Source organism: Zhihengliuella sp. ISTPL4 (assembly GCF_002848265.1).
Classification (GTDB): domain Bacteria; phylum Actinomycetota; class Actinomycetes; order Actinomycetales; family Microbacteriaceae; genus Microbacterium.
In genome coordinates, this window is sequence record NZ_CP025422.1 from 2702230 (window position 1) to 2722089 (window position 19860).

Sequence of the window (19860 nt, forward strand, 5' to 3'; positions counted from 1 at the left end):
CGGCCTCACTCGTCGATGTCGGTGCCCACGACCGCGAACGAGGCGTCGAAGGAGATGTCGATCGAGCGGTTGTCCGTCGTGAGGACGGAGGCGTCGTAGGGGCTGACGTCGTCGGAGTCCACGTCGAGGTCGGTGATCATCCCGTCCGCCTCGGCGAGGGCGGCGTCGACGAGAGTGCGGATGGTCTCCTCGTCGAGCGTGAGCGTGGGTCCCTTGTCATCATCGTCTGCCGCGTCGGTCGAGACCACGCTCGCGGCGAGCTCGTCGTCCACGCGCACCTCGGTCTCGTCCCCGGCAGCGGTGATCAGCTGCACCTCCCACGTGCCGTCGCGCTTGGCGTCGATGGAGGTGACCTCGCCCTCGGCGGCATCCTGTGCAGCGGCGGTGATCGCGAGGAGCTCGTCGACGTCGTCGGTGCCGATGCCGGTGACAGGGCCGCGATCGCCCCGGTCTCCGCTCGGGCGGGCATCCTCGTCGCCGCGGTGGTCTCCGCGCGGGCCGTGGTCGCCCTCGTGTCGGGGACCCTCCATGGCGGGACGGTCGTCGTCGTCACCGAACTCGTCGCCGATCGCGGCACCTACTGCCACGCCTCCGCCGGCGAGCAGCACCGCGGCCGCGATCCCGCCGCCGATCAGGAGTGCACGCTTGCGTCCGGGCTTGGCGGGGGTCGCGGCGGCAGCCGGTGCCTCCGGTGCGCCGTTCGGGGTCGCGGCAGGATCGGTGGGCGGCGCGACCGGCACCGTCGGGTCGTCGGCGTTCGCGTTCGTGCTGGGGCCGGCGGGGGAGTCCTGTCCGGCGGTGTGGTCCCGGCCCGCGTTCGGGACGGCGGATGCCGAGTCCGGTCCGGAGGCGCGGTTCTCGTCCGGCGTGGGGTTCTGGTCGGGAGCAGGAGTCTTGTCGTTCATGTCTCGATCGTCTCGCGACGCCGCTGAAGCCACCCTGAAGCCTCCTGAAACCCCGTTCAGGAAGCGATATTCCGGGCACGACTCCGGAGCTCGGCGACGACACGCCGCTCGCGGGAGGCCATGACCGGGGTCTCGTCGGGGATCTCCGAAGCTGTGCCCGGGCGGTCGGTCAGGAGAAAGGGACGGCCGACGGGAGGGTGACGGTGAAGCGGGCCCCGCCCCACCGGGACGCGTCCACCGTGATCGAGCCGTGGGCGGCGGTGGCGATGCCCTGGGCGATCGCGAGACCGAGCCCGCTGCCTCCCGCGTCGCGGCTGCGAGCCTCATCCAGCCGGACGAAGCGCTCGAAGATCCGGTCCCGCTCCTCCGGCGGGATGCCGGCGCCGTCATCTTCGACCGTGAGGATGACGTGCGGCGGTCGCGCCTCCACCCCGATCGCCACGCGGCCGTTGCTGTGCCGTGCGGCGTTGTCCGCGAGGTTCCGCAGCAGCTGGCCGAGCAGCCGGGGGTCGCCGGAGGTACGGGCCGCGTGGATGCCGGAGCCGTCGACATCGAGCCCGGAACTGCGCAGCCGGCGCACCTCCGCGAGGGCGAGGTCGTCCAGGTCCACCGGTTCCGTGCTCCCTGCGGCGCCCTCGTCGAGGCGGGCGAGGAGAAGCAGCGACTCCACGATGCCCTGCAGCCGCAGCCCCTCCTCGGACACCACCTCGGCGAGCTCATCGATGCTCGTCACCTCCGGGTGCGCCTGGGCGAGCTCCGCGTGCTGACGGATCGTCGCCAGGGGAGACCGCAGTTCGTGGGAGGCATCGGAGACGAACCGGCGCTGGGCGGTCGCCGCGGCGTCGAGCCGGTCCAGCATCCCGTTCATCGTCACGGCGAGCGAGTGGATCTCATCCGCGGTGTCGGGAACAGGTACCCGATGATCGAGGCGCTCGGCGGTGATTCCCTCGACCTCCTGACGGATGCGGGTCACGGGGCGCAGGGCGCGCCCCGTGACGAGCCAGGTCGTGACGGCCACGAGCAGCAGCAGTGCGGGGACGGCGATCACGAGTAGCGTCGCCACCGTCGACAGGGTCTCCGCATCCTCGTCCATCGACACCGCGAGGACGAGGGTCTGGTCGCCCTCGACGTCGTCGGACACCACGACCATCGGCTCGCCGTCGATCCGGACGACCTGCGGATCGTCGTCGACGGGCAGCGGGGTGGCGCCGAGCGCATCGGCGGCCTCCTCGCTCACCGCGCGCACCGAACCGTCCCGCCCGAGCAACTGCACGAGATCATCGTCGAGCTGCTCCGGACCGCGTCGTCCCGGACCGTCGAACCGGCTGACGAGCTCCTCCAGCCGCTGCTCCGCCGCGCGTTCAGTGCTGCTGTGGATGCTCGCGCTCAGCACCCCGTAGAAAGAGAAGGCCCCGAGGAGCAGCGCGACCGCGACGACGAGGGTGGCGCCGAGCGTCGTCCGGCCGCGGACCGACCGCCAGAGCCGCCTAGCCACCGTTCGCCGCCAGCCGGTAGCCCGCACCGCGGATGGTCTCGATCGCCTCGCGCCCGAACGGCTTGTCGACCTTGCGGCGGAGGTGGCCGATGTAGACCTCCACGATGTTCGGGTCGCCGTCGAAGTCGTCGTCCCAGACGCCGGCGAGGAGGTCGCGCTTCGACAGCACCTGCCCGCGGTGGCGCATCAGATGCTCGAGCACCGCGAACTCGCGGGCTGTGAGGGAGATCGGGATGTCGCCGCGCCAGACGTGGTGTCCGGCGGGGTCCAGCCGCAGGTCGCCGGCCTCGAGGATCGTCGGTCGTGCGACGGCACCGCGGCGCACGAGTGCCCGGAGCCGGGCCACGAGAATAGCGAACGAGAAGGGCTTGGTGACGTAGTCGTCGGCGCCGCTCTCCAGCGCCTCCACCTGATCCCACTCGCCGTCCTTGGCGGTGAGCATCAGCACGGGAGTCCAGTTCTCCTCGGCGCGCAGGGCCTCGCACACCTTCCACCCGCTCATGCCGGGCATCATCAGGTCGAGCACGATGGCGTCGTACCGGGTCTCGCGGGCCCGCCACAGGCCGTCGACGCCGTTGTGGGCGACGTCGACCGCGAAGCCCTCCGCCTCGAGCCCGCGGCGCACGCCCTCGGCCAGACGCACCTCGTCGTCCACCACCAGGATCCGCATCCCCCCAGTGTGGCGGGTCATCGCTGAATCGGCGCTGAAGCGTGCGCGCACGGTGGCGGCGTCAGGTGAGCCGGGCCTGCAGGGTCCGGATGACGTCGCCGAGCACACCGGACGCGAGCAGCCCGGGACCGAGTGGACCGGCCGTGTCCGTGCCGAGGGGCGGAAGGGTGCGGAGGGCCGCTGCGGCTTCCGGGCCGAGGAGTTCCCGCTGCGCCTCGATCTCGGTGGTGGTCGCGGTGAGGTCGTCGGGGCGCGCGAGTCCGACGGCCACCGCGGCATACGCCGCCGCCCCCAGCGCGTGCGCCCCCATGTGCGCGACCCCGGCCGCCTGCGCGGCCGAACGGGCGGCGGCCCGGCCGACCGGGGTCTGTGCGCTCGCCGCGGCGCGGCCGGCGACGAAGCGTCGACGGATCTCCTCGGCCGCCGTCAGCTCCCCGCGGGCGAAGGCCCGGGTGCGCGCGATCGCGTCGCGGGCTCGGTCGTCGGCGGGGGCTTCGCGCTCGAAGAGGAGGAGCACCCGCTCGGCGACGTCCGCCGCCCAGACCGCGACGATCCGCCGCTCCGTCTCGGTCATGCCCTGTGTCGTACCCATCCGGTCACCGCTTCCGTCGCTCGGCGCGGGCTCGCGCCTCGCCGTGGGCATCGCGGAGGAGGGCCAGGACCTCGTGTGCCGTGGTCTCCGCCGGGTCGATGACGCAGACCCAGCCGGCATCCCCGTAGAGCGGGTGCCGTCGGAAGACGTCGACTGCCGTGGGCGCGGGATCGCGGGGGACCAGGGCTGCCGCCCGTTCCCGGCCGACATGGATGTTGACGCGGAACCGGCCGGGTCTGTCCAACGCGGAGGACGCATCTTCCGGATAGTCCTTGGTGATGATCGTGCCGAACGGCTGCGTGCGCTCGGGCATCCGGCCGTCGGGGGCGTGGAAGAAGAACGCGTCCCCCCAGGCGAGCTCCGGGAAGTCGCTGCCCGGCTCTGGAGTCACGGCGAGGGCGCCGTCGAGCGTCCGGACATGGTCGATGATCTGCTGTCTGTCCATGCTTCAATGATCGAGTTGACGTCCTTATGGAGACTCTGACGCTGAGAAGCCGGGAGAAGATCGTGCCGAACCCTCCAGAGGAGTCGCTGACCACACGGGGACTCGCCGCCCGTGTCGGCTACTCCGTGCAGCAAGTGCGCGACCTCGAGCGCTTGGGCGTGATCCCGCCGGCCGTACGAGCGGCGAACGGATACCGGCAGTTCGGTGCGAGCCACCTGACGGCGCTGCGCGTCTACCGTGCGATGGCCGCCGCCCTCGGTCCGGTCCCGGCGCGGGCGCTCGTGCCAGGCCTCGTCGCCGGGACGGTCGCGGAGGCTGCCGAACGGATCGACGTCCTGCACGCGGAGCTCGCGGCCGAACGGGCTCGGGTGAAGGAGGCGCTGCGGGCACTGGACGTCGCGCTCGCCGAGGCCGACGAGGTGTTCACCGCCGAGGACGCCCTGAGCATCGGCGAGCTCGCGCAGGCGCTCGGCGTCCGTCCCTCGGCGCTGCGGCACTGGGAGCGGGAGGGCCTCGTGCGGCCCGTGCGCACCCCGACCACCGCCGCCTCGCGGACGTACGGCGCGACAGCCATCACGGAGGCACGGATCGTCGCGGCCCTGCGCGCGGGCGGCTACGGCATCCCGGCGATCTCCGTCCTCATCGAGCGGGTGCGGGCGCGGAGCGGTCCGGCGGAAGTGCGGGATGTCCTCGCCGCCCGCCTGGCCGACCTCACCCGCCGCAGCGTCGCACTCCTCGCCGCCGCCGGGCACGTCCACGACCTCCTCGTCGACCGGACGGACGCGGCGCCCGCGGACTGACGCCGATGATGGTCGGCGATCACGCGACGTTCGCGCCCCCGACCTGCGCGTGAAGCTCGGCGATCAGCGGATTCTCGTCGAGAGGATCGGCGATGACCGCATCCACCGCATCGAGCGACACCACGGGGTACCGGGAGACCGCACCGATCTTCTCCTCGCTCGCCAACACGATCGTCTCCGCGCACCGCGTGGCGAGAGCCCGCTTCGTGACGGCATCGTCCAGCTCGCCGGTGGTGAAGCCGGCGACCGGGTGGGCCCCGGTCACCCCCAGGAAGAAGACGTCGGCGGCGAGATGTTGCACGGCCTCCATCGCCAGCGCGCCGCCGGCAACCATCGAGTGCCGGGTGAGCTCCCCGCCGATGAGGATCACCCGCGCGTCGGAGTGCTCGGCTACGGCCAGAGCCACGGCCGGGCTCGGAGTGATCACCGTGAGATCGCCGTCGGCCGGAAGGAGGCGGGCCATGGCGAGAGTCGTGGTGCCGCCGTCCAGCACGATGGTCGACCCAGGCCGGATGCGGGCGACGGCCGCGAGGGCGACGCGCCCCTTGCTGTCCGTGGCCACCGTGGCGCGCTCCGCGACCGGCCGGTCCGCGGCGGGCACCGGGATGGCACCACCGTAGACGCGGAGCAGACGGCCTTCCTCCGCGAGCTCGCGGAGGTCGCGGCGGATGGCGTCGTCCGAGACCCCGAGGTCCGCGGCGACGTCTTTCGCCACGACTCGGCCTTCCCGGTCGAGAAGGGCGAGCAGGTGATCCTTGCGCTGGGCGGCGAGCATGTGTTTCCTCACGAAGTTGCACGTTCTTGCATGTTTCAGACTACAGTCATCCGCATGACGAAACCACTTCTCATCCTCATCGCCGGTCCTTACCGCTCGGGGACCGGCGGCGACCCTGCCCTCATCGCCCGCAATCTCGCGACCCTCGAAGAGGCTGCGGGTCCGATCTTCCGCCTCGGACACGTGCCGATGATCGGGGAGTGGGCCGCGCTTCCCATCCTCCGCACCCTCGACGCGGCCGAAGCGGAAAGCGGTGACGTGATGTACGAGACGGCGCACCGCCTCCTTCAGCATTGCGATGCGGTGCTGCGCCTCCCGGGGGCATCGGCGGGTGCGGATCAGGACATCGCCATCGCCACGGAGCGCGGGCTGCCCGTCTACCGATCGCTGGAGGAGATCCCGGCCGCCGCGACTCCGTAGGCTGGGGGCATGACCAAGAACATCTGGACCGTCCTCGGCGTCATCCTCGCCGTCGTGATCGCGTGGTGGATCGTCAGTGCGCTGTTCTCGGTGCTCTGGTTCATCGCGAAGCTCGCCATCGTCGCGGTCGTCGCCGTGGTGGTCTTCCTCGTGCTGCGCAGCCTCTTCACCCGCGGCGCCGACTGACGCGAATCGCCCACCTTGCGGCAGATCGGCCGGTTTCGCCGCAAAGTGGGCGACGCGAACGGGGTCAGAGGCGGTACTGGGCGGCGCGGTGCGTGGGCTCGACCCGGTCGCCGCGGCCGTGCAGCTTGTGGCGGAGCGTGCCGGGGACGTACTCCTCGGGGTAGGCGCCCCGCTCCCGCAGCACCGGGATGACGTGCTCGATGACGTCCTGCCAGGTGCCGGGGGTGACCGCGTACGCGAGGTTGAAGCCGTCGATGTCGGTCTCCTCGACCCACGACTGCAGCTCGTCGGCGATCTCCACTCCGGACCCGACGATCGTCGGCCCGAGCCCGCCGATGGCGTTGTGGCGGCCGAAGTCCCCCACCGTCCACTCGCGACCGAGGTCGGCCTCCTCCTTCAGATGCTGCAGCACCGACTGGATCGCGTTCGACTCGACGTTCCCGACGGGTTCGTCCTCGCCGTACTGCGACAGGTCGACGCCCATCCATCCCGACATGAAGGTGAGCGCTCCCTCCGGGCTCGCATAGGAGAGGTACTCGGCGTGCTTCGCGGCCGCCTCCTCGCTCGTCGCCGCCGTGATCACCGTCAGCAGCGTGTAGATGCGGGCGTCATACCGGCCACGTCCCGCGGCCTCGAGGGCATCGCGGATCCGCTTCACGGTTCCGGCGAGCACCTCTTTCGAGGGGGCTGCGACGAAGATGGCCTCGGCGTTCTCGGCCGCGAACTTCACCCCACGCGGGCTCGCGCCGGCCTGATAGATCACCGGAGTGCGCTGCGGCGACGGCTCCGAGATGTGGATGCCGGGCACGGAGAAGTGCTTCCCCTCGTGCCGGATCGGATGCACCTTCGACGGGTCGGTGAAGATGCCGCGCTCGCGGTCCTCCACCACGGCGTCGTCCTCCCACGAGCCCTCCCAGAGCTTGTAGAGCACCTCGACGTACTCGTCCGCGTGGTCGTAGCGGTCGTCGTGGGCGAGCTGGTCCTCCTGGCCCATGTTGCGCGCGGCGCTGGGAAGGTAGCCGGTGACGACGTTCCAGCCGACGCGGCCCTGTGTGAGGTGGTCGAGCGTGCTCAGGCGGCGCGCGAAAGGATAGGGGTGTTCGAACGCGGTGCCCGCGGTGACGCCGAACCCCAGGTGCTCGGTCACCGCGGCCATCGCGCTGACCAGGAGGATCGGGTCGTTCACCGGCACCTGCGCGCCGTTGCGGATGGCCGCCTCGTTCGTGCCGCCGTAGACGTCGTAGGTGCCGAGCACGTCGGCGATGAAGATGCCGTCGAAGGTCGCGCTCTCCAGCAGCTTCGCCAGGTCAGTCCAGTAGGAGAGGGTGTTGTACTGGCGGGACCGGTCGTCCGGATGCCGCCACAGGCCGGACGACTGGTGGGCGACGCAGTTCATGTCGAAGGCGTTGAAGCGGATCTGCCGGGTCATGACCCCATGAAACGGGACCGGACGGCATCGAGGCGAGCGACGGCGACACGCACCGAAACAATCGCGGCGCGTCAGGCCTCGTCGTCCGGGCGGCGGGGGCTCGGATCGGGCGGGAGGATCTCGATCGGAGGGGAGGCCTGTCGCTGCGCCCGCCACCAGATCACGAACCCGACCGCCGTGAAGACGCCGTAGAAGACGTACATGAGTCCGGTCGCGTAGTAGCCGGAGCTGAACAGCAGCGGCACCCCGACGACGTCCACGGCGATCCAGATGAGCCAGAACTCGGTCCAGCCCTTGGCCATGCCGTACGTCGCGAGTAACGAGCCGACGAAGGTCCAGGCGTCGGCCCAGACCGGCTCCCACGAGCCGAGGGCCCGGAACAGCGGGGTGAGAGCGACGGTCCCGATGACGAGCGCGAGGACCAACCCGATCCGGGCGCGGGTCGGCGCCCACCGTGGCACGATGCGGCCGCCGTCCGCGTTCCGCCAGCGGATCCACCCGTAGATCGCAACGGCGATGAACATGATCTGCCGCCCGGCCTGGCCGAGGAGATGCGGGAGCGACGGGTCGGGGCTCAGGGCGGAACCGAGGAACACCGTCAGCAGCAGGACGTTGCCGACGATGCCGACCGGCCAGGCCCAGACCTTCCGGCGCATGCCGCCGAGAGCGCTCGCAAGTCCGAACGCGTTCCCGACGACCTCACGCACCAGGAGGGTCTGCCCGCCCGGCAGCACCCAGGAGGAGGAGAAGGCGTCGACGAGCCACTGCAGGAAGCCCATCGCTAGAGCGCCGCGTCGGGGGTGGGGCGCTCGTCGAGCACGAGCTGCAGCATGCTGAGGTCGAGCCAGCGGCCGAACTTCGCGCCGACCTGGGGCATGCGGCCCACCTCCCGGAAGCCGAGGCGTTCGTGCAGGGCGATGGAGGCGGTGTTGCCGCTCTCGACCCCGCCGATCATCACGTGCATCCCGTCGGCCCTGGCCCGGGCGATGAGTTCCGTCATGAGCTTCGTGCCGATGCCGCGGCCGCGCTGATCGCCGCGCACGTAGACGGAGTGCTCGACGGTGAGGCGGTAACCGCTGTGCGGGCGCCACTGGGCGTAGGACGCATAGCCCACCACCCCGCTCTCGTCGGCGGCGACGATGACGGGATAGCCCCGCGCGGTCCGGTCGGCGAGCCAGGCCTCCCGGTCGGCGCGATCCACCGCCTCCTCGTTCCAGATCGCGGTCGTGTGCACGACGGCGTGATTGTGGATCTCGGTGATCGTGTCGAGATCGGCGCTCTCGGCGGCCCTGAGGTGCGCGGCGGTCATCGTCAGACGTGGATGTCGGCGGGCGACGCCTCGCCCTCGTGGAAGCTGGGCTTCTTACCGAAGAGCTTCGCGATGCCGAGGACGATGCCGACGATCACGAGACCCCAGACGAGTCCGGCGATGGCGGAGATGATCGTGTCGACCACCCACACCACGAAGCCGCCGAGGGGCTCGAGCGCGTGCTCGACCGCATGCAGCATGTCGGCCGGCGCGTGCAGCCCGACCTCGCCGAGGTTGATGAGGACGAGGTGTCCGCCCACCCAGAGCATGGCGACGGTGCCGAGCACGCTGATGAAGCGGAAGACCGCGGGCATGGACCGGACGATCCGGGTGCCGGTGTGCCGCACGCGCTGCACGGGGTTCTTCGCCATCTTCAGGCCGATGTCGTCGATCTTCACCAGGAGCGCCACGGCGCCGTACACGGCGACGGTCATGAGCAGCGCGATCACGGCGAGGATGGCCAGCGTCGACCAGATGTCGAGTCCCTTGTCGAGGCTGGCCAGTGAGATGAGCATGATCTCGGTGGAGAGGATGAGGTCGGTGCGGACGGCGCCGAGCACGAGCTTCCTCTCGTCGCGGGCGCCCTCATCGGCATGGCCGTGGTGCACGCCGAACCACTCGAGCACCTTCTCCGCACCCTCGAAGCAGAGGTACGAGCCGCCGAGGATCAGCAGGTACGGGAGCACCCACGGCGCGAAGGCCGTGAGCAGCAGCGCGATCGGGATGATGATGACGAACTTGTTCACCAGCGATCCGAGGGCGATCTTGCCGACCACGGGGAGCTCGCGGGCCGGCGTGATGCCCTGCACGTACTGCGGGGTGACGGCGGCGTCGTCGATGACGACTCCGGCGGCCTTCGCCGACGCCTTCATCGCGGCACTCAGGATGTCGTCGACGACGGCGAGCAGTCCAACGGACATGCGGGTCCTCTTTCCGTGGGTGGGAAATCAGACTACCGAGTGGAGGGCTCAGGCCCGTACGTCCTCCGCGGTCGCCAGCACGCGCTGCAGCGGCTGGTAGTGCTCGATGACCGCCTGACGATAGCGCTCGACGTCGCCCGAGCGCGCGGCGTCGAGCATGTCGCCGTGCGCCTTGGCGGTCTTGTGGATGTCATCGGGCTGCGCGATGCCGAGCTGCGGGAGCACGGCGGTGTGCACGTCCCAGAAGGCGCCGACGAGCTGGCCGACGAGGCGGTTGTCGATCGCGCCGAAGAGCCGCGTGTGGAACGCCCTGTCCTCGTCGAGGAAGTACTCCCCGCGGCCGGCCTTGTCGACCATCTCGGCCACGAGCTCGTCGAGCTCCGGGTCCTCCTGCGCCTGGGCGGCTTCGACCACGCGCTCGGCCATGGACAGGTCGAGGGCGAGGCGCACCTCGACGACCTCGCGCAGGGCCTGCAGCGACCCCTCGGGGGAGAGCACACCGCGGAAGACGAGCGCCTCGACCATCGGGTCCAACGACATCGGGCCCACGTAGGTGCCGTGTCCATGCCGGACGTCGACGATGTCGAGGGTGGAGAGCGTGCGGATCGCCTCGCGGACCGAGGAGCGCGATACGTCGAGCTCCTCGCAGAGCTCAGCCTCGGTCGGCAGAGGGTCGCCGGGGGTGAGTCCGCGCGTGAGGATGAGCTGCTTGATCTGATCCGCCGTCGTGGCTCGCCGCATCCGCGACGCCCTCCCCGTGGTGGACTTCATAGGGTCCCTCTCCTGCCTGCCGGAAACGCTCCGATCTTCTCACTCTTGTGATCCGGTCGAACGTGTGTTTAGAGTACATCAGACGTCTGATGTCCTCAAGGCGTCGCCCCCCCACCACTTGGAGCACACATGAACCGACACAGCACTCGCCGCCGCGCGGGTCGTCTCGCGATGGCGGTCGCCGGCACGGTCGCCGCGTCCCTCGCCCTCGCCGGCTGCGGCGGCGGCGCCGCCAGCACCGCCGAGAGCCCTGCGGCGAGCGACATCGACCCGGACGGCATCATCGAGGCCGGGATCTCGTACACCCTGAACGGCAGCTTCGACCCGATGGTCGCGTCCGGCGCCGTGACGGTCTCGGCGAACTGGCACGTCTTCGAGGGGCTCGTCGACCTCGACCCCGTCACGCAGGAGCCGGCTCCCGCCCTGGCGGCCGACTTCCCGACGCAGGTCGATGACACGACCTACGACATCGACCTCCGTGAAGGTGCGACCTTCCAGAACGGCGACCCGGTCACCGCCGACGACGTGGTCTTCAGCTACGAGCGGGTCCTCGACCCCGCGAACAATTCGCTGTTCCGCTCCTTCGTGGACTTCATCGACACCGTCACCGCCGTCGACGAGGACACCGTCCGGATCACCACCGACTACCCGTTCTCCCTCATCGACGACCGTCTCGGCGTCGTCAAGATCGTGCCGAAGGCCGTGGTCGAGGCCGACCCCGAGGAGTTCGGCGCGAACCCGATCGGCTCCGGTCCCTACGCCCTCGTCTCCGCCGTCCCCGAGGACAAGATCGTCTTCGAGCGGTACGACGACTACAACGGCCCGCGTCCCGCGCTCGCTGCGGGCATGAACTGGAACCTCCTCGCCGACGCCTCCGCCCGCGTCACCGCCATGTCGACCGGCACGGTGCAGGCGATCGAGGACGTGCCGTACATCGACGCCGACGGGCTCGCCGCCTCGGCCGACGTCGAGAGCGTGCAGTCGTTCGGCCTCCTCTTCATGATGTTCAACACCCAGGCCGAGCCGTTCGACGACGTCCGCGTCCGCCAGGCCCTGCACTACGCGCTCGACATGGACAAGATCATCGAGACCGGCATGCTCGGCAACGCCACCCCGGCCACGTCGTTCCTGCCCGAGGACTACCCGAACTACCACGAGGCCTCCACCGTCTACTCCTACGACCCGGAGAAGGCGGAGGAGCTGCTGGCGGAGGCCGGCGTCTCCGACCTCGCGATCACGCTGCGCATGACGGACACCGGCTGGGTCAAGGAGGTGGCGCCGCTCATCAAGGAGTCCCTCGATGCGATCGGCATCGACACCACCCTCGACATCAGCCAGTCCGCGTCCATGTACGAGAAGGTCGACTCCGGCGACTACACCGTCGCCATCGCCCCCGGTGACCCGTCGGTGTTCGGCGTGGACCCCGACCTGCTCATGAACTGGTGGTACGGCGAGAACGTCTGGACCCAGACGCGCACCGCCTGGGCCGACTCCCCGGAGTACGCCGAGCTGCGCACGCTGCTCGACACCGCCGTCACCCAGGAGGGCGAGGAGCAGCAGGAGTCCTGGAACCAGGCGTACGACCTGATCTCCGACCAGGCCGTGCTGTACCCGCTGTTCCACCGCAAGCTGCCCACCGCCTGGAGCTCGCAGGAGCTGGTCGGCTTCCAGCCGGTCCCCACGACCGGACTGTCGTTCCTCGACGTCGGCGTGGCCGCGAAGTAGCACCGGCCCGACAGGGCGGGGGCGCGCTCGCCCGAAGAGCGCGCCCCCGCCACCCCACCCCCGGAAGGAGCGGCACGTGTCCCACACGCTCCGCCTCGTCGGCCGGCGACTGCTGCAGTTGCCGCTGATGATCCTCGGCATCACGTTCCTGGTCTTCTTCGTGATGTCCTTCTCGCCCGTCGACCCGGCACGCACCGCGCTCGGCGAGACCGCCTCCCCCGAGGCGCTGGAGGCGTACCGCGAAGACCACGGGCTGAACCTCCCGCTGTTCGTCCGCTACGTGAACTTCCTGTTCGGCCTCGTCCAGGGCGACCTGGGCACCTACTCCGCCCGCAGCCTGCCCGTGGTCGACGAGGTCGCCAGGGCTTTCCCGGTGACGCTGGCCCTGACCTTCCTCGGTCTGGTGATCGCGGTCCTCGTCGCGTTCGTGATCGGCGTCCTCGCCGCCGTCTACCGCGACCGCTGGCCCGACCAGGTCATCCGCGTCTTCGGCGTCGCCGCGCTCTCCACGCCCTCGTTCTGGCTCGCGATCCTCCTCATCCAGGTCTTCACCCTGGCGCTCGGCGTGCTGCCGGCCTCCGGCCCGCTGCCGGACTTCACCGACGACCCGTCCGGGTGGCTCGCCCGGATGACCCTTCCCGCGATCGCGCTCGCCGTGCCCGTGATCGGGCAGCTCTCCCGGGTCGTGCGCACCTCGATGGTCGAGGAGCTCGACCGTGACTACGTGCGCACGGCGCTCGGTGCCGGCATCCCGCGGGTCATCGTCGTCGGCCGCAACGTGCTGCGCAACGCGCTCATCACCCCCGTGACCGTGCTGGGTCTCCGCATCGGCTACCTGCTCGGCGGCGCCGTGGTGATCGAGATCATCTTCGCGATCCCCGGGATGGGCACCCTCATCCTCAACGGGGTCACCAACAACGAACCCAACCTCGTGCAGGGCGTGACGCTCGCGGTCGCGCTCGCGTTCGTCGTGATCAACATCATCGTCGACCTCCTGTACGTGCTCATCAATCCTCGAATCCGGGCGGTGTGACATGCGACGCAGACTCACGGAACGGCTCTCCGTCCCCGGCCTCCGCTGGGGCCGCCTCTCCCTCGGCTCGGTCATCTGCCTCGCCGTGCTCGCGATCATCGCGCTCGCCGCGATCCTCGCGCCGCTGATCGCGCCGTACGACCCGCTCGCCTCCGGCTCCCCGGTGCAGCCGCCGAGTGCGGAGCACTGGTTCGGCACCGACCGGCAGGGCCGCGACATCTTCTCCCGGTTGGTCTACGGGGCCCGCTACTCCCTCGTGATCGGGCTCGGGGCCACCCTCGTCGCCCTCGCCGTCGCCTGCGTGCTGGGCACGATCGCCGCGACCGCGCCGAAGTGGATCTCCGAGACCCTCATGCGCGTCATGGACGTGATCATGTCGTTCCCCGGCATCGCGCTCGCCGCCGTGTTCGTGGCGGTGTTCGGGAAGTCGCTTCCGGTGCTGGTGCTCACGATCGCGTTCCTCTACGTGCCGCAGCTGACCCGCATCGTCCGGGCGAACATCCTCGACCAGTACGGCGAGGACTACGTCTCGGCCGTCCGCGTGATGGGCGCGGGGACCCCGCGGATCATCGTGCGGCATGTCGCCCGCAACGCCATGGCACCCGTGCTCGTCTTCGCCACGGTGCTCGTCGCCGACGCGATCGTGTTCGAGGCCTCGCTGTCGTTCCTGCAGGCCGGTGTGCCCGACCCCGAGCCGTCCTGGGGCAACGTGATCGCCGCGGGTCGCAACCTGCTCATGAGCGGGGCCTGGTGGGCGACCTTCTTCCCCGGCATCCTCATCATGATCACCGTGCTGTGCCTCAACATCCTGTCCGAGGGGATGACCGACGCCATGGTCTCGCCGCGCGCCAGGAAGATCACGGCCGATGCCGCGAACACGGAGGAGTCGACGCACGACCTGGAGGAGGCCGCCGCCCCGGACGACACCCACGTCATCCCGACGGTCGACACCGCGGTCAACCTCTCGGTGCCCAGCGGTGTGCCGGACGTGCTCGTGCCCACCGCGGAGACGGTGCCGCTGGCGGAACGCCTCGCCGAGCTGCGCGCCCGCGAACTCGCCCGCACCGATCGCCTGGTCTACACGGGAGACGCCGCGCCGCTGCTCGAGGTGCAGGACCTGTGCATCTCCTTCCCCCGCCACGGCGACGTCGACGTGGTCGACCACGTCAGCTTCACCGTGCGCCCCGGCGAGACCATGTCGCTCGTGGGAGAGTCGGGGTGCGGCAAGTCCATCACCTCGCTGGCGATCATGGGGCTGCTCGATCCGAAGGCCGACGTCCGCGGGCGGATCCTGTTCGACGGGAAGGATCTGCTGCGGATGACGCCGAAGGAGCGCAACGCGCTGCGCGGCCACGACATCGCGATGATCTACCAGGACGCCCTGAGCTCGCTGAACCCTGCGATGCTCATCCGCGCGCAGATGAAGCAGCTCACCTCCCGCGGTGGTACCCGCACGGCGGAGGAGCTGCTGGAGCTCGTCGGCCTCGACCCGAAGCGCACGCTCGCCTCGTACCCGCACGAGCTGTCGGGCGGCCAGCGGCAGCGCGTGCTGATCGCCATGGCGCTGACCCGCGACCCGCGCCTGGTGATCGCCGACGAGCCCACCACGGCCCTCGACGTGACCGTGCAGGCCCAGGTCGTGGAGCTGCTGATGCGGCTGCAGCGGGAGCTCGGCTTCGCGCTGGCGTTCGTCTCCCACGACCTCGCCCTCGTCGCCGAACTCTCGCACCGGATCACGGTGATGTACGCGGGCCAGGTCGTGGAGCAGGGCACGACGCGCGAGGTGCTCACGCAGCCCGTGCACGAGTACACGCAGGGTCTGCTCGGGGCGGTGCTCTCGATCGAGGCCGGCTCCGACCGCCTGCACCAGGTGTCCGGCGTCGTGCCTTCGCCGCGGCACTTCCCCGAGGGCGACCGCTTCGCGCCGCGCTCCGCGGATTCCGCCCGGTACGCCGGCGTGGAACCCGTGCGCCGGCACATCGCCGGCACCGAGCACTACTACTCCGCGCATCCCGACGATGCGCCCGTCGAACCGATCGGAGCAGGACGATGAGCGAACCCGTCATCCAGCTGCAGGACGTGCACGTCCGGTACCGGGCCCGCAGCTCGTCGTTGTTCCGCCCGCACTACGTCGACGCGCTCGCCGGGGTCTCGCTCACGGTCCGCCGCGGACAGACGCTGGGCATCGTGGGCGAGTCCGGCTCGGGCAAGTCCACCTCCGCGAAGGTGCTGATCGGCCTCGAGAAGCCCACGAGCGGTCAGGTCGTCTTCGACGGGGAGACCGTGCGCTCCTTCACCCCCGCGGTGCGCAAGCGCCTGGGACGCATCCTCTCCGTGGTCTTCCAGGATCCCGCGACGGCACTGAACGCCCGCATGACGGTGCGGGACGCGCTGCTGGATCCGCTGCAGGTGCATCGCCTCGGCACCCCGGCGAGCCGGGAGCGCAAGGTGCGCGACCTCATCGGGCTCGTGGGGCTGCCGTCGTCAGCGTTGGAGGCGCTGCCCAGTCAGCTCTCCGGCGGCCAGCGGCAGCGCGTGGCGATCGCCAGGGCCCTGGTGCTCGATCCGCAGGTCATCGTGGCCGACGAGCCGACCTCGGCCCTCGACGTCTCGGTGCGCGCGCAGATCCTGAACCTCCTGACCGACCTGAAGCAGCAGCTCGGGCTCGGCATGGTCTTCATCTCCCACGACATCCAGACGGTCCGCTACCTCTCCGACGAGATCGCCGTGATGAACAGGGGCCGCGTCGTCGAGCACGGCGACGCCGCCCGGGTCTTCGACGACCCCGCCGATCCCTATACCCGCACGCTGCTGGGCGCTGCGCCCTCGCTGCTCGAACCCCACCACTGAAAAGACGGAACACCTATGCCTTCCCCCGCCTCCGCCCTGTCGTTCTCCGGTGTCGTCCCGCCGGTCGCCACCCCGCTGCTCCCCGACGGGACGATCGACCACGCCTCGCTCACCCGCCTGGTGGAGCGCCTGATCGGGGAGGGCGTCTCCGGGCTGTTCGCCCTCGGGTCCACCGGCGAGACGGCGTACTTCACCGACGACCAGCGCGTCGAGCTGCTGCAGACGATCATCGCCGCGAACGCGGGACGCGTGCCCGTCATCGCCGGCGCGATCGAGCTCACGGCCCCGCGCATCATCGAGACCGCCCGCCCGCTCGTCGCTGCGGGTGCGCAGGCGATCGTGACCACCGCGCCGCTGTACACGCTGAACTCGCCGGCCGAGGTGGCCGCGCACTTCCGGACGATCGCCGCCGCGATCGACGTCCCGCTGTGGGCCTACGACGTGCCGGTGCGGGTGCACTCCAAGCTCGGCATCGACCTGCTCGTGCAGCTCGGCAGGGAGGGCGTCATCCAGGGGGTGAAGGACTCCTCCGGCGACGACGTCGGCTTCCGCCGACTGATCGCGGCGAACGAGGCCGCGGGTCGCCCGCTGCAGCTGCTCACCGGGCACGAGGTCGTCGTCGACGCGATGGCCCTCGTCGGGGCTGCGGGCGTCGTGCCCGGCCTCGCGAATGTGGAGGCCGCGGGCTACGTGCGCCTCTGGGAGGCCGCGCAGCGCGGCGACTGGACGACCGCCCGCGCCGAGCAGGAGCGCATCAACCGCCTCTTCGACATCGTGTTCCAGCCCCGGGGGCTGTCCGGCGACGCGACCGGTGTCGGAGCGTTCAAGGCGGCGATGCACGCGCGCGGCATCATCGACCACGCGGCGATGGCCGACACGGTGGAGCCGCTCGCCCCGGAGGCCGTCGCCGGCATCCGTACGATCCTCGACGAGCTCGGTCTGCTTCCGGTCGCCGTCTGATGCCGGAGGTCGTCCTCGCCGTCGACATCGGCGGCACCAAGACGGCCGCGGCGCTCGCCGACCGGGCGGACGCGCTGCTGCGAACCGCCGCGGCCCCGACGCCCGCGAGCGAGGGACCCGCCGCCGTCGTGGCAACGGTCGCCGCGCTCGCGGAGGAACTGCTCGACGACGGGACAGTGCTCGCCGGCGTCGGCATCGGCACCGCGGGCGTGGTCGACGCGCGGACGGGGACGATCGTGTCGGCCACCGACACCTTCGCCGACTGGCCGGGCACCCCGCTGGCCGCCCTGATCCGGGAAGCCCTCGCGGACCGCCTCCCCGCCGACGCCCCGGTCGCCGTGCAGAACGACGTCGACGCGCACGCCGCGGGGGAGCACCGGCACGGCGCCGCCGCCGGAGCCGCGAGCGCCCTCGTCGTCGCCGTCGGCACCGGGGTCGGCGCTGGCGTCATCCTCGACGGCCGTCCGGTGCGCGGTGCCCACCACGTGGCGGGCGAGCTCGCGCACCTCCCCATTCCGGGGGCGGCGCACCTCCGCTGCCCCTGCGGGCGGAGCGGACACCTCGAAGCCCTCGGCTCCGGCATCGGCCTGCACCGGCACTACCTCTCGCTCGGCGGGGACCCGGCGCTGCGCGATGCGCGCGGAGTCGCCGCCGCGGCCGGCACGGGGGACTCCCTCGCCGTCCGCGCCATCCAGGACTCCGCCGCCGCCGTCGGCCGCGCCCTCGCGGGAGCCGCGACCCTCCTCGACCCGGAGCGGATCGTCGTCACCGGCGGCGTGCCGCGCATCGGCGAGCTCTGGTGGGACTCCCTGCGGGCGGCTTTCCATGCCGACGCCATCGACGCCCTGCACGACACCCCCATCCTGCCGGGCACCCTCGGCGACGACGCGCCGCTGCGAGGAGCCGCGGCATCCGCCTGGAGGCGACCATGACACCGACCCCCGTCCTCGAGCGCCTGCGCGGCGGCCTGATCGTCTCCTGTCAGGCGTACCCGGGAGAGGCGATGCGCGACCCGCGCACCATGGCGCAGGTCGCCGACTCCGCCGTCGTCGGCGGTGCCGCCGGGATCCGCGTGCAGGGCATCGACGACATCCGCGCGGTCGCCGCCTTCCCGGTGCCGATCATCGGACTGTGGAAGGACGGCGACGCCGACGTCTTCATCACGCCGACACTGGAGCATGCCGTGGCCGTCGCCGACGCGGGCGCCGACATCGTGGCGATCGACGGCACCCGACGCCCGCGGCCCGACGGCCGGACGCTCGCGGAGACCATCGTCGGGCTGCGCGCGCATTCCGACGCGCTCATCATGGCCGACTGCGGTTCGCTCGACGACGCGATCGCCGCCGAGGCCGCGGGCGCGGACATCCTCGGCACGACCCTGTCCGGGTATACCGGGGAGCGTCCGAAGGGCGACGGCCCCGACCTCGAGCTCATCGGCCTCCTCGCCGCGCGCTGCACGCGCCCGATCGTCGCAGAGGGGCGCATCCACACCCCGGCGCACGCCGCCGCCGCGATCACCGCGGGCGCCTTCGCGGTCTGCGTCGGTACGGCCATCACCCATCCGGCCACCATCACGTCCTGGTTCGTGCGCGGTGTTGGCGAGGCGCGTCCGTGACCCCCGTGCTCCTCAGCGCCTACCCGCTGTCCCCCGCCCATGCGCAGTGGGACCCGGCGCTCGAAGCGGCGCTGCTGCCGGAGCTCTGCGCGCTCCCCGGGGTGGCCGGGCTCGAGGTGCCGTGGATGGGGGCGGTGCATCCGCACGACCCGTCGTGGTTCCTCGACCACGTGCCGGCTGTGCCGCTCGCGGTCACCCCGGTGCCGTTTGTCATGCGGCGGCTCGGGGTGGACCCGTCCTACGGACTCGCCTCGCCGCGGGAGGAGGCGAGGGCCGCGGCGGTGGCGGATCTGCGGCGTGTGGGGGACGACGTCGCGCGGATCGACGGGGAAAGCCCGGCTTCCGTCGCCGTGGTGATGCTGCACAGCGCACCCCGCGCGAGCGGAGACGCGGACGCGCTCGCCCGGTCGCTGGACGAGGTGGCGGCGTTCGACTGGAGCGGAGCCCGGCTCGTGATCGAGCACTGCGACGCCGCCGTTCCCGGACAGACACCGGAGAAGGGGTTCCTCCCGCTCGCTGCCGAGATCGCGGCCATCCGGTCCGCCGGCGCCCCGGTCGGCCTCTGGCTCAACTGGGGGCGGTCGGCGATCGAGCTGCGGGTCGCGGACGCGGTGACCGCGCAGATCGGGGACGCGGCGGCCTCGGGGCTGCTGACCGGGCTCGCGTTCTCCGGGGCCGCTCCGGTGGAGAGCCCGTACGGCCCCGCCTGGGTGGACGCGCATCTGCCCATCGCGGAGACCCATCCCCCGTCCGCGTCGCTGCTCGACGCGGAGCACGTCCGCGCGGGGCTCCGCGTCGCGGGCGACGTGCCCTGGCTCGGCCTCAAGGTCGCGCGACGGCCGGAGGATCGCACGGTCACGGAGATCGTCCGCACCGCAGAGCGGAACCTCGCCGTCGTCCGGGACGCGGGCTGAGCGGAAACTCCCAGCCCGCTCCCAGCCCCGCGGGACCAAAAGCCGG

General features: G+C 71.3%; 22 protein-coding genes. 11 read left to right on the forward strand and 11 right to left on the reverse strand.

The genetic code is table 11. From position 1 onward, the window contains the following. Window positions 1-5: 5 nt before the first annotated feature. The 5 genes from CYL12_RS12880 to CYL12_RS12900 all read right to left on the reverse strand — a co-directional run bounded on the left by CYL12_RS12880 (window position 6) and on the right by CYL12_RS12900 (window position 4107). Window positions 6-905 carry a hypothetical protein gene (locus CYL12_RS12880; protein ID WP_233486742.1) on the reverse strand — a complete coding sequence of 300 codons (900 nt, stop codon included), beginning with the start codon at window positions 903-905 and terminating at the stop codon, window positions 6-8. Between the two features lie 169 nt (window positions 906-1074). Next, entirely contained in the window at window positions 1075-2400 is a 1326-nt protein-coding gene (locus tag CYL12_RS12885) for a sensor histidine kinase (protein ID WP_101847944.1), read from the reverse strand. Next, entirely contained in the window at window positions 2393-3070 is a 678-nt protein-coding gene (locus CYL12_RS12890; protein ID WP_101847945.1) for a response regulator transcription factor, read from the reverse strand. The genes CYL12_RS12885 and CYL12_RS12890 overlap by 8 nt, the downstream gene beginning before the upstream one ends. 61 nt (window positions 3071-3131) lie before the next feature. After that, complete coding sequence (locus tag CYL12_RS12895; RefSeq protein WP_233486743.1) at window positions 3132-3644, reverse strand: putative immunity protein; 513 nt, start codon at window positions 3642-3644, stop codon at window positions 3132-3134. Window positions 3645-3666: 22 nt separating this feature from the next. Further along, entirely contained in the window at window positions 3667-4107 is a 441-nt protein-coding gene (locus CYL12_RS12900; RefSeq protein ID WP_101847947.1) for a DUF6194 family protein, read from the reverse strand. Window positions 4108-4169: 62 nt separating this feature from the next. Between CYL12_RS12900 and CYL12_RS12905 the strand changes: the two genes are divergently transcribed. Further along, complete coding sequence (locus CYL12_RS12905) at window positions 4170-4907, forward strand: MerR family transcriptional regulator (protein ID WP_233486744.1); 738 nt, start codon at window positions 4170-4172, stop codon at window positions 4905-4907. A gap of 19 nt (window positions 4908-4926) precedes the next feature. Here the strand turns inward: CYL12_RS12905 and CYL12_RS12910 are convergent, their stop codons facing one another. Continuing rightward, window positions 4927-5682: a DeoR/GlpR family DNA-binding transcription regulator gene (locus tag CYL12_RS12910; RefSeq protein WP_101847948.1), complete on the reverse strand. Its 756-nt coding sequence runs from the start codon at window positions 5680-5682 to the stop codon at window positions 4927-4929. Window positions 5683-5736: 54 nt separating this feature from the next. Between CYL12_RS12910 and CYL12_RS12915 the strand changes: the two genes are divergently transcribed. Beyond that, window positions 5737-6102: a DUF4406 domain-containing protein gene (locus CYL12_RS12915; RefSeq protein ID WP_101848803.1), complete on the forward strand. Its 366-nt coding sequence runs from the start codon at window positions 5737-5739 to the stop codon at window positions 6100-6102. 9 nt (window positions 6103-6111) lie between these two features. Then, entirely contained in the window at window positions 6112-6288 is a 177-nt protein-coding gene (locus CYL12_RS17335; protein WP_199399122.1) for a hypothetical protein, read from the forward strand. 64 nt (window positions 6289-6352) lie between these two features. Here CYL12_RS17335 and CYL12_RS12920 read toward each other — a convergent pair whose 3' ends face one another. The 5 genes from CYL12_RS12920 to CYL12_RS12940 all read right to left on the reverse strand — a co-directional run bounded on the left by CYL12_RS12920 (window position 6353) and on the right by CYL12_RS12940 (window position 10717). Then, window positions 6353-7717, reverse strand: a complete 1365-nt coding sequence (locus CYL12_RS12920; RefSeq protein ID WP_101847949.1) for an LLM class flavin-dependent oxidoreductase — start codon at window positions 7715-7717, stop codon at window positions 6353-6355. Window positions 7718-7788: 71 nt separating this feature from the next. Beyond that, window positions 7789-8496 (reverse strand): nicotinamide riboside transporter PnuC, encoded by a 708-nt coding sequence (pnuC, locus tag CYL12_RS12925; RefSeq protein WP_101847950.1) that lies wholly within the window; start codon window positions 8494-8496, stop codon window positions 7789-7791. A gap of 2 nt (window positions 8497-8498) precedes the next feature. Further along, entirely contained in the window at window positions 8499-9026 is a 528-nt protein-coding gene (locus CYL12_RS12930; RefSeq protein WP_101847951.1) for a GNAT family N-acetyltransferase, read from the reverse strand. Window positions 9027-9028: 2 nt separating this feature from the next. Further along, window positions 9029-9946: a DUF808 domain-containing protein gene (locus tag CYL12_RS12935; protein ID WP_101847952.1), complete on the reverse strand. Its 918-nt coding sequence runs from the start codon at window positions 9944-9946 to the stop codon at window positions 9029-9031. A 48-nt stretch (window positions 9947-9994) separates the two neighbouring features. After that, entirely contained in the window at window positions 9995-10717 is a 723-nt protein-coding gene (locus tag CYL12_RS12940; protein WP_233486745.1) for a FadR/GntR family transcriptional regulator, read from the reverse strand. 129 nt (window positions 10718-10846) lie between these two features. On the opposite strand from CYL12_RS12940, the gene CYL12_RS12945 reads away from it, so the two are divergent. The 8 genes from CYL12_RS12945 to CYL12_RS12980 all read left to right on the forward strand — a co-directional run bounded on the left by CYL12_RS12945 (window position 10847) and on the right by CYL12_RS12980 (window position 19814). After that, complete coding sequence (locus tag CYL12_RS12945; RefSeq protein WP_101847953.1) at window positions 10847-12442, forward strand: ABC transporter substrate-binding protein; 1596 nt, start codon at window positions 10847-10849, stop codon at window positions 12440-12442. 76 nt (window positions 12443-12518) lie between these two features. Then, window positions 12519-13475 carry an ABC transporter permease gene (locus CYL12_RS12950; protein ID WP_101847954.1) on the forward strand — a complete coding sequence of 319 codons (957 nt, stop codon included), beginning with the start codon at window positions 12519-12521 and terminating at the stop codon, window positions 13473-13475. A 1-nt stretch (window position 13476) separates the two neighbouring features. After that, window positions 13477-15528, forward strand: coding sequence for a dipeptide/oligopeptide/nickel ABC transporter permease/ATP-binding protein (locus CYL12_RS12955; RefSeq protein WP_101847955.1), 2052 nt, complete (start codon window positions 13477-13479; stop codon window positions 15526-15528). Further along, the gene (locus CYL12_RS12960) at window positions 15525-16325 is read left to right on the forward strand and encodes an ABC transporter ATP-binding protein (RefSeq protein WP_101847956.1); all 801 of its coding nucleotides are present in this window, start codon (window positions 15525-15527) and stop codon (window positions 16323-16325) included. Before CYL12_RS12955 ends, CYL12_RS12960 begins: the two co-directional genes overlap by 4 nt. 15 nt (window positions 16326-16340) lie before the next feature. Further along, window positions 16341-17285, forward strand: coding sequence for a dihydrodipicolinate synthase family protein (locus tag CYL12_RS12965; RefSeq protein WP_101847957.1), 945 nt, complete (start codon window positions 16341-16343; stop codon window positions 17283-17285). Then, entirely contained in the window at window positions 17285-18217 is a 933-nt protein-coding gene (locus tag CYL12_RS12970; RefSeq protein ID WP_101847958.1) for an ROK family protein, read from the forward strand. The genes CYL12_RS12965 and CYL12_RS12970 overlap by 1 nt, the downstream gene beginning before the upstream one ends. Next, complete coding sequence (locus CYL12_RS12975) at window positions 18214-18900, forward strand: N-acetylmannosamine-6-phosphate 2-epimerase (RefSeq protein ID WP_101847959.1); 687 nt, start codon at window positions 18214-18216, stop codon at window positions 18898-18900. Before CYL12_RS12970 ends, CYL12_RS12975 begins: the two co-directional genes overlap by 4 nt. Next, window positions 18897-19814 (forward strand): DUF4862 family protein, encoded by a 918-nt coding sequence (locus CYL12_RS12980; RefSeq protein WP_158297183.1) that lies wholly within the window; start codon window positions 18897-18899, stop codon window positions 19812-19814. Before CYL12_RS12975 ends, CYL12_RS12980 begins: the two co-directional genes overlap by 4 nt. Window positions 19815-19860 lie beyond the last annotated feature (46 nt).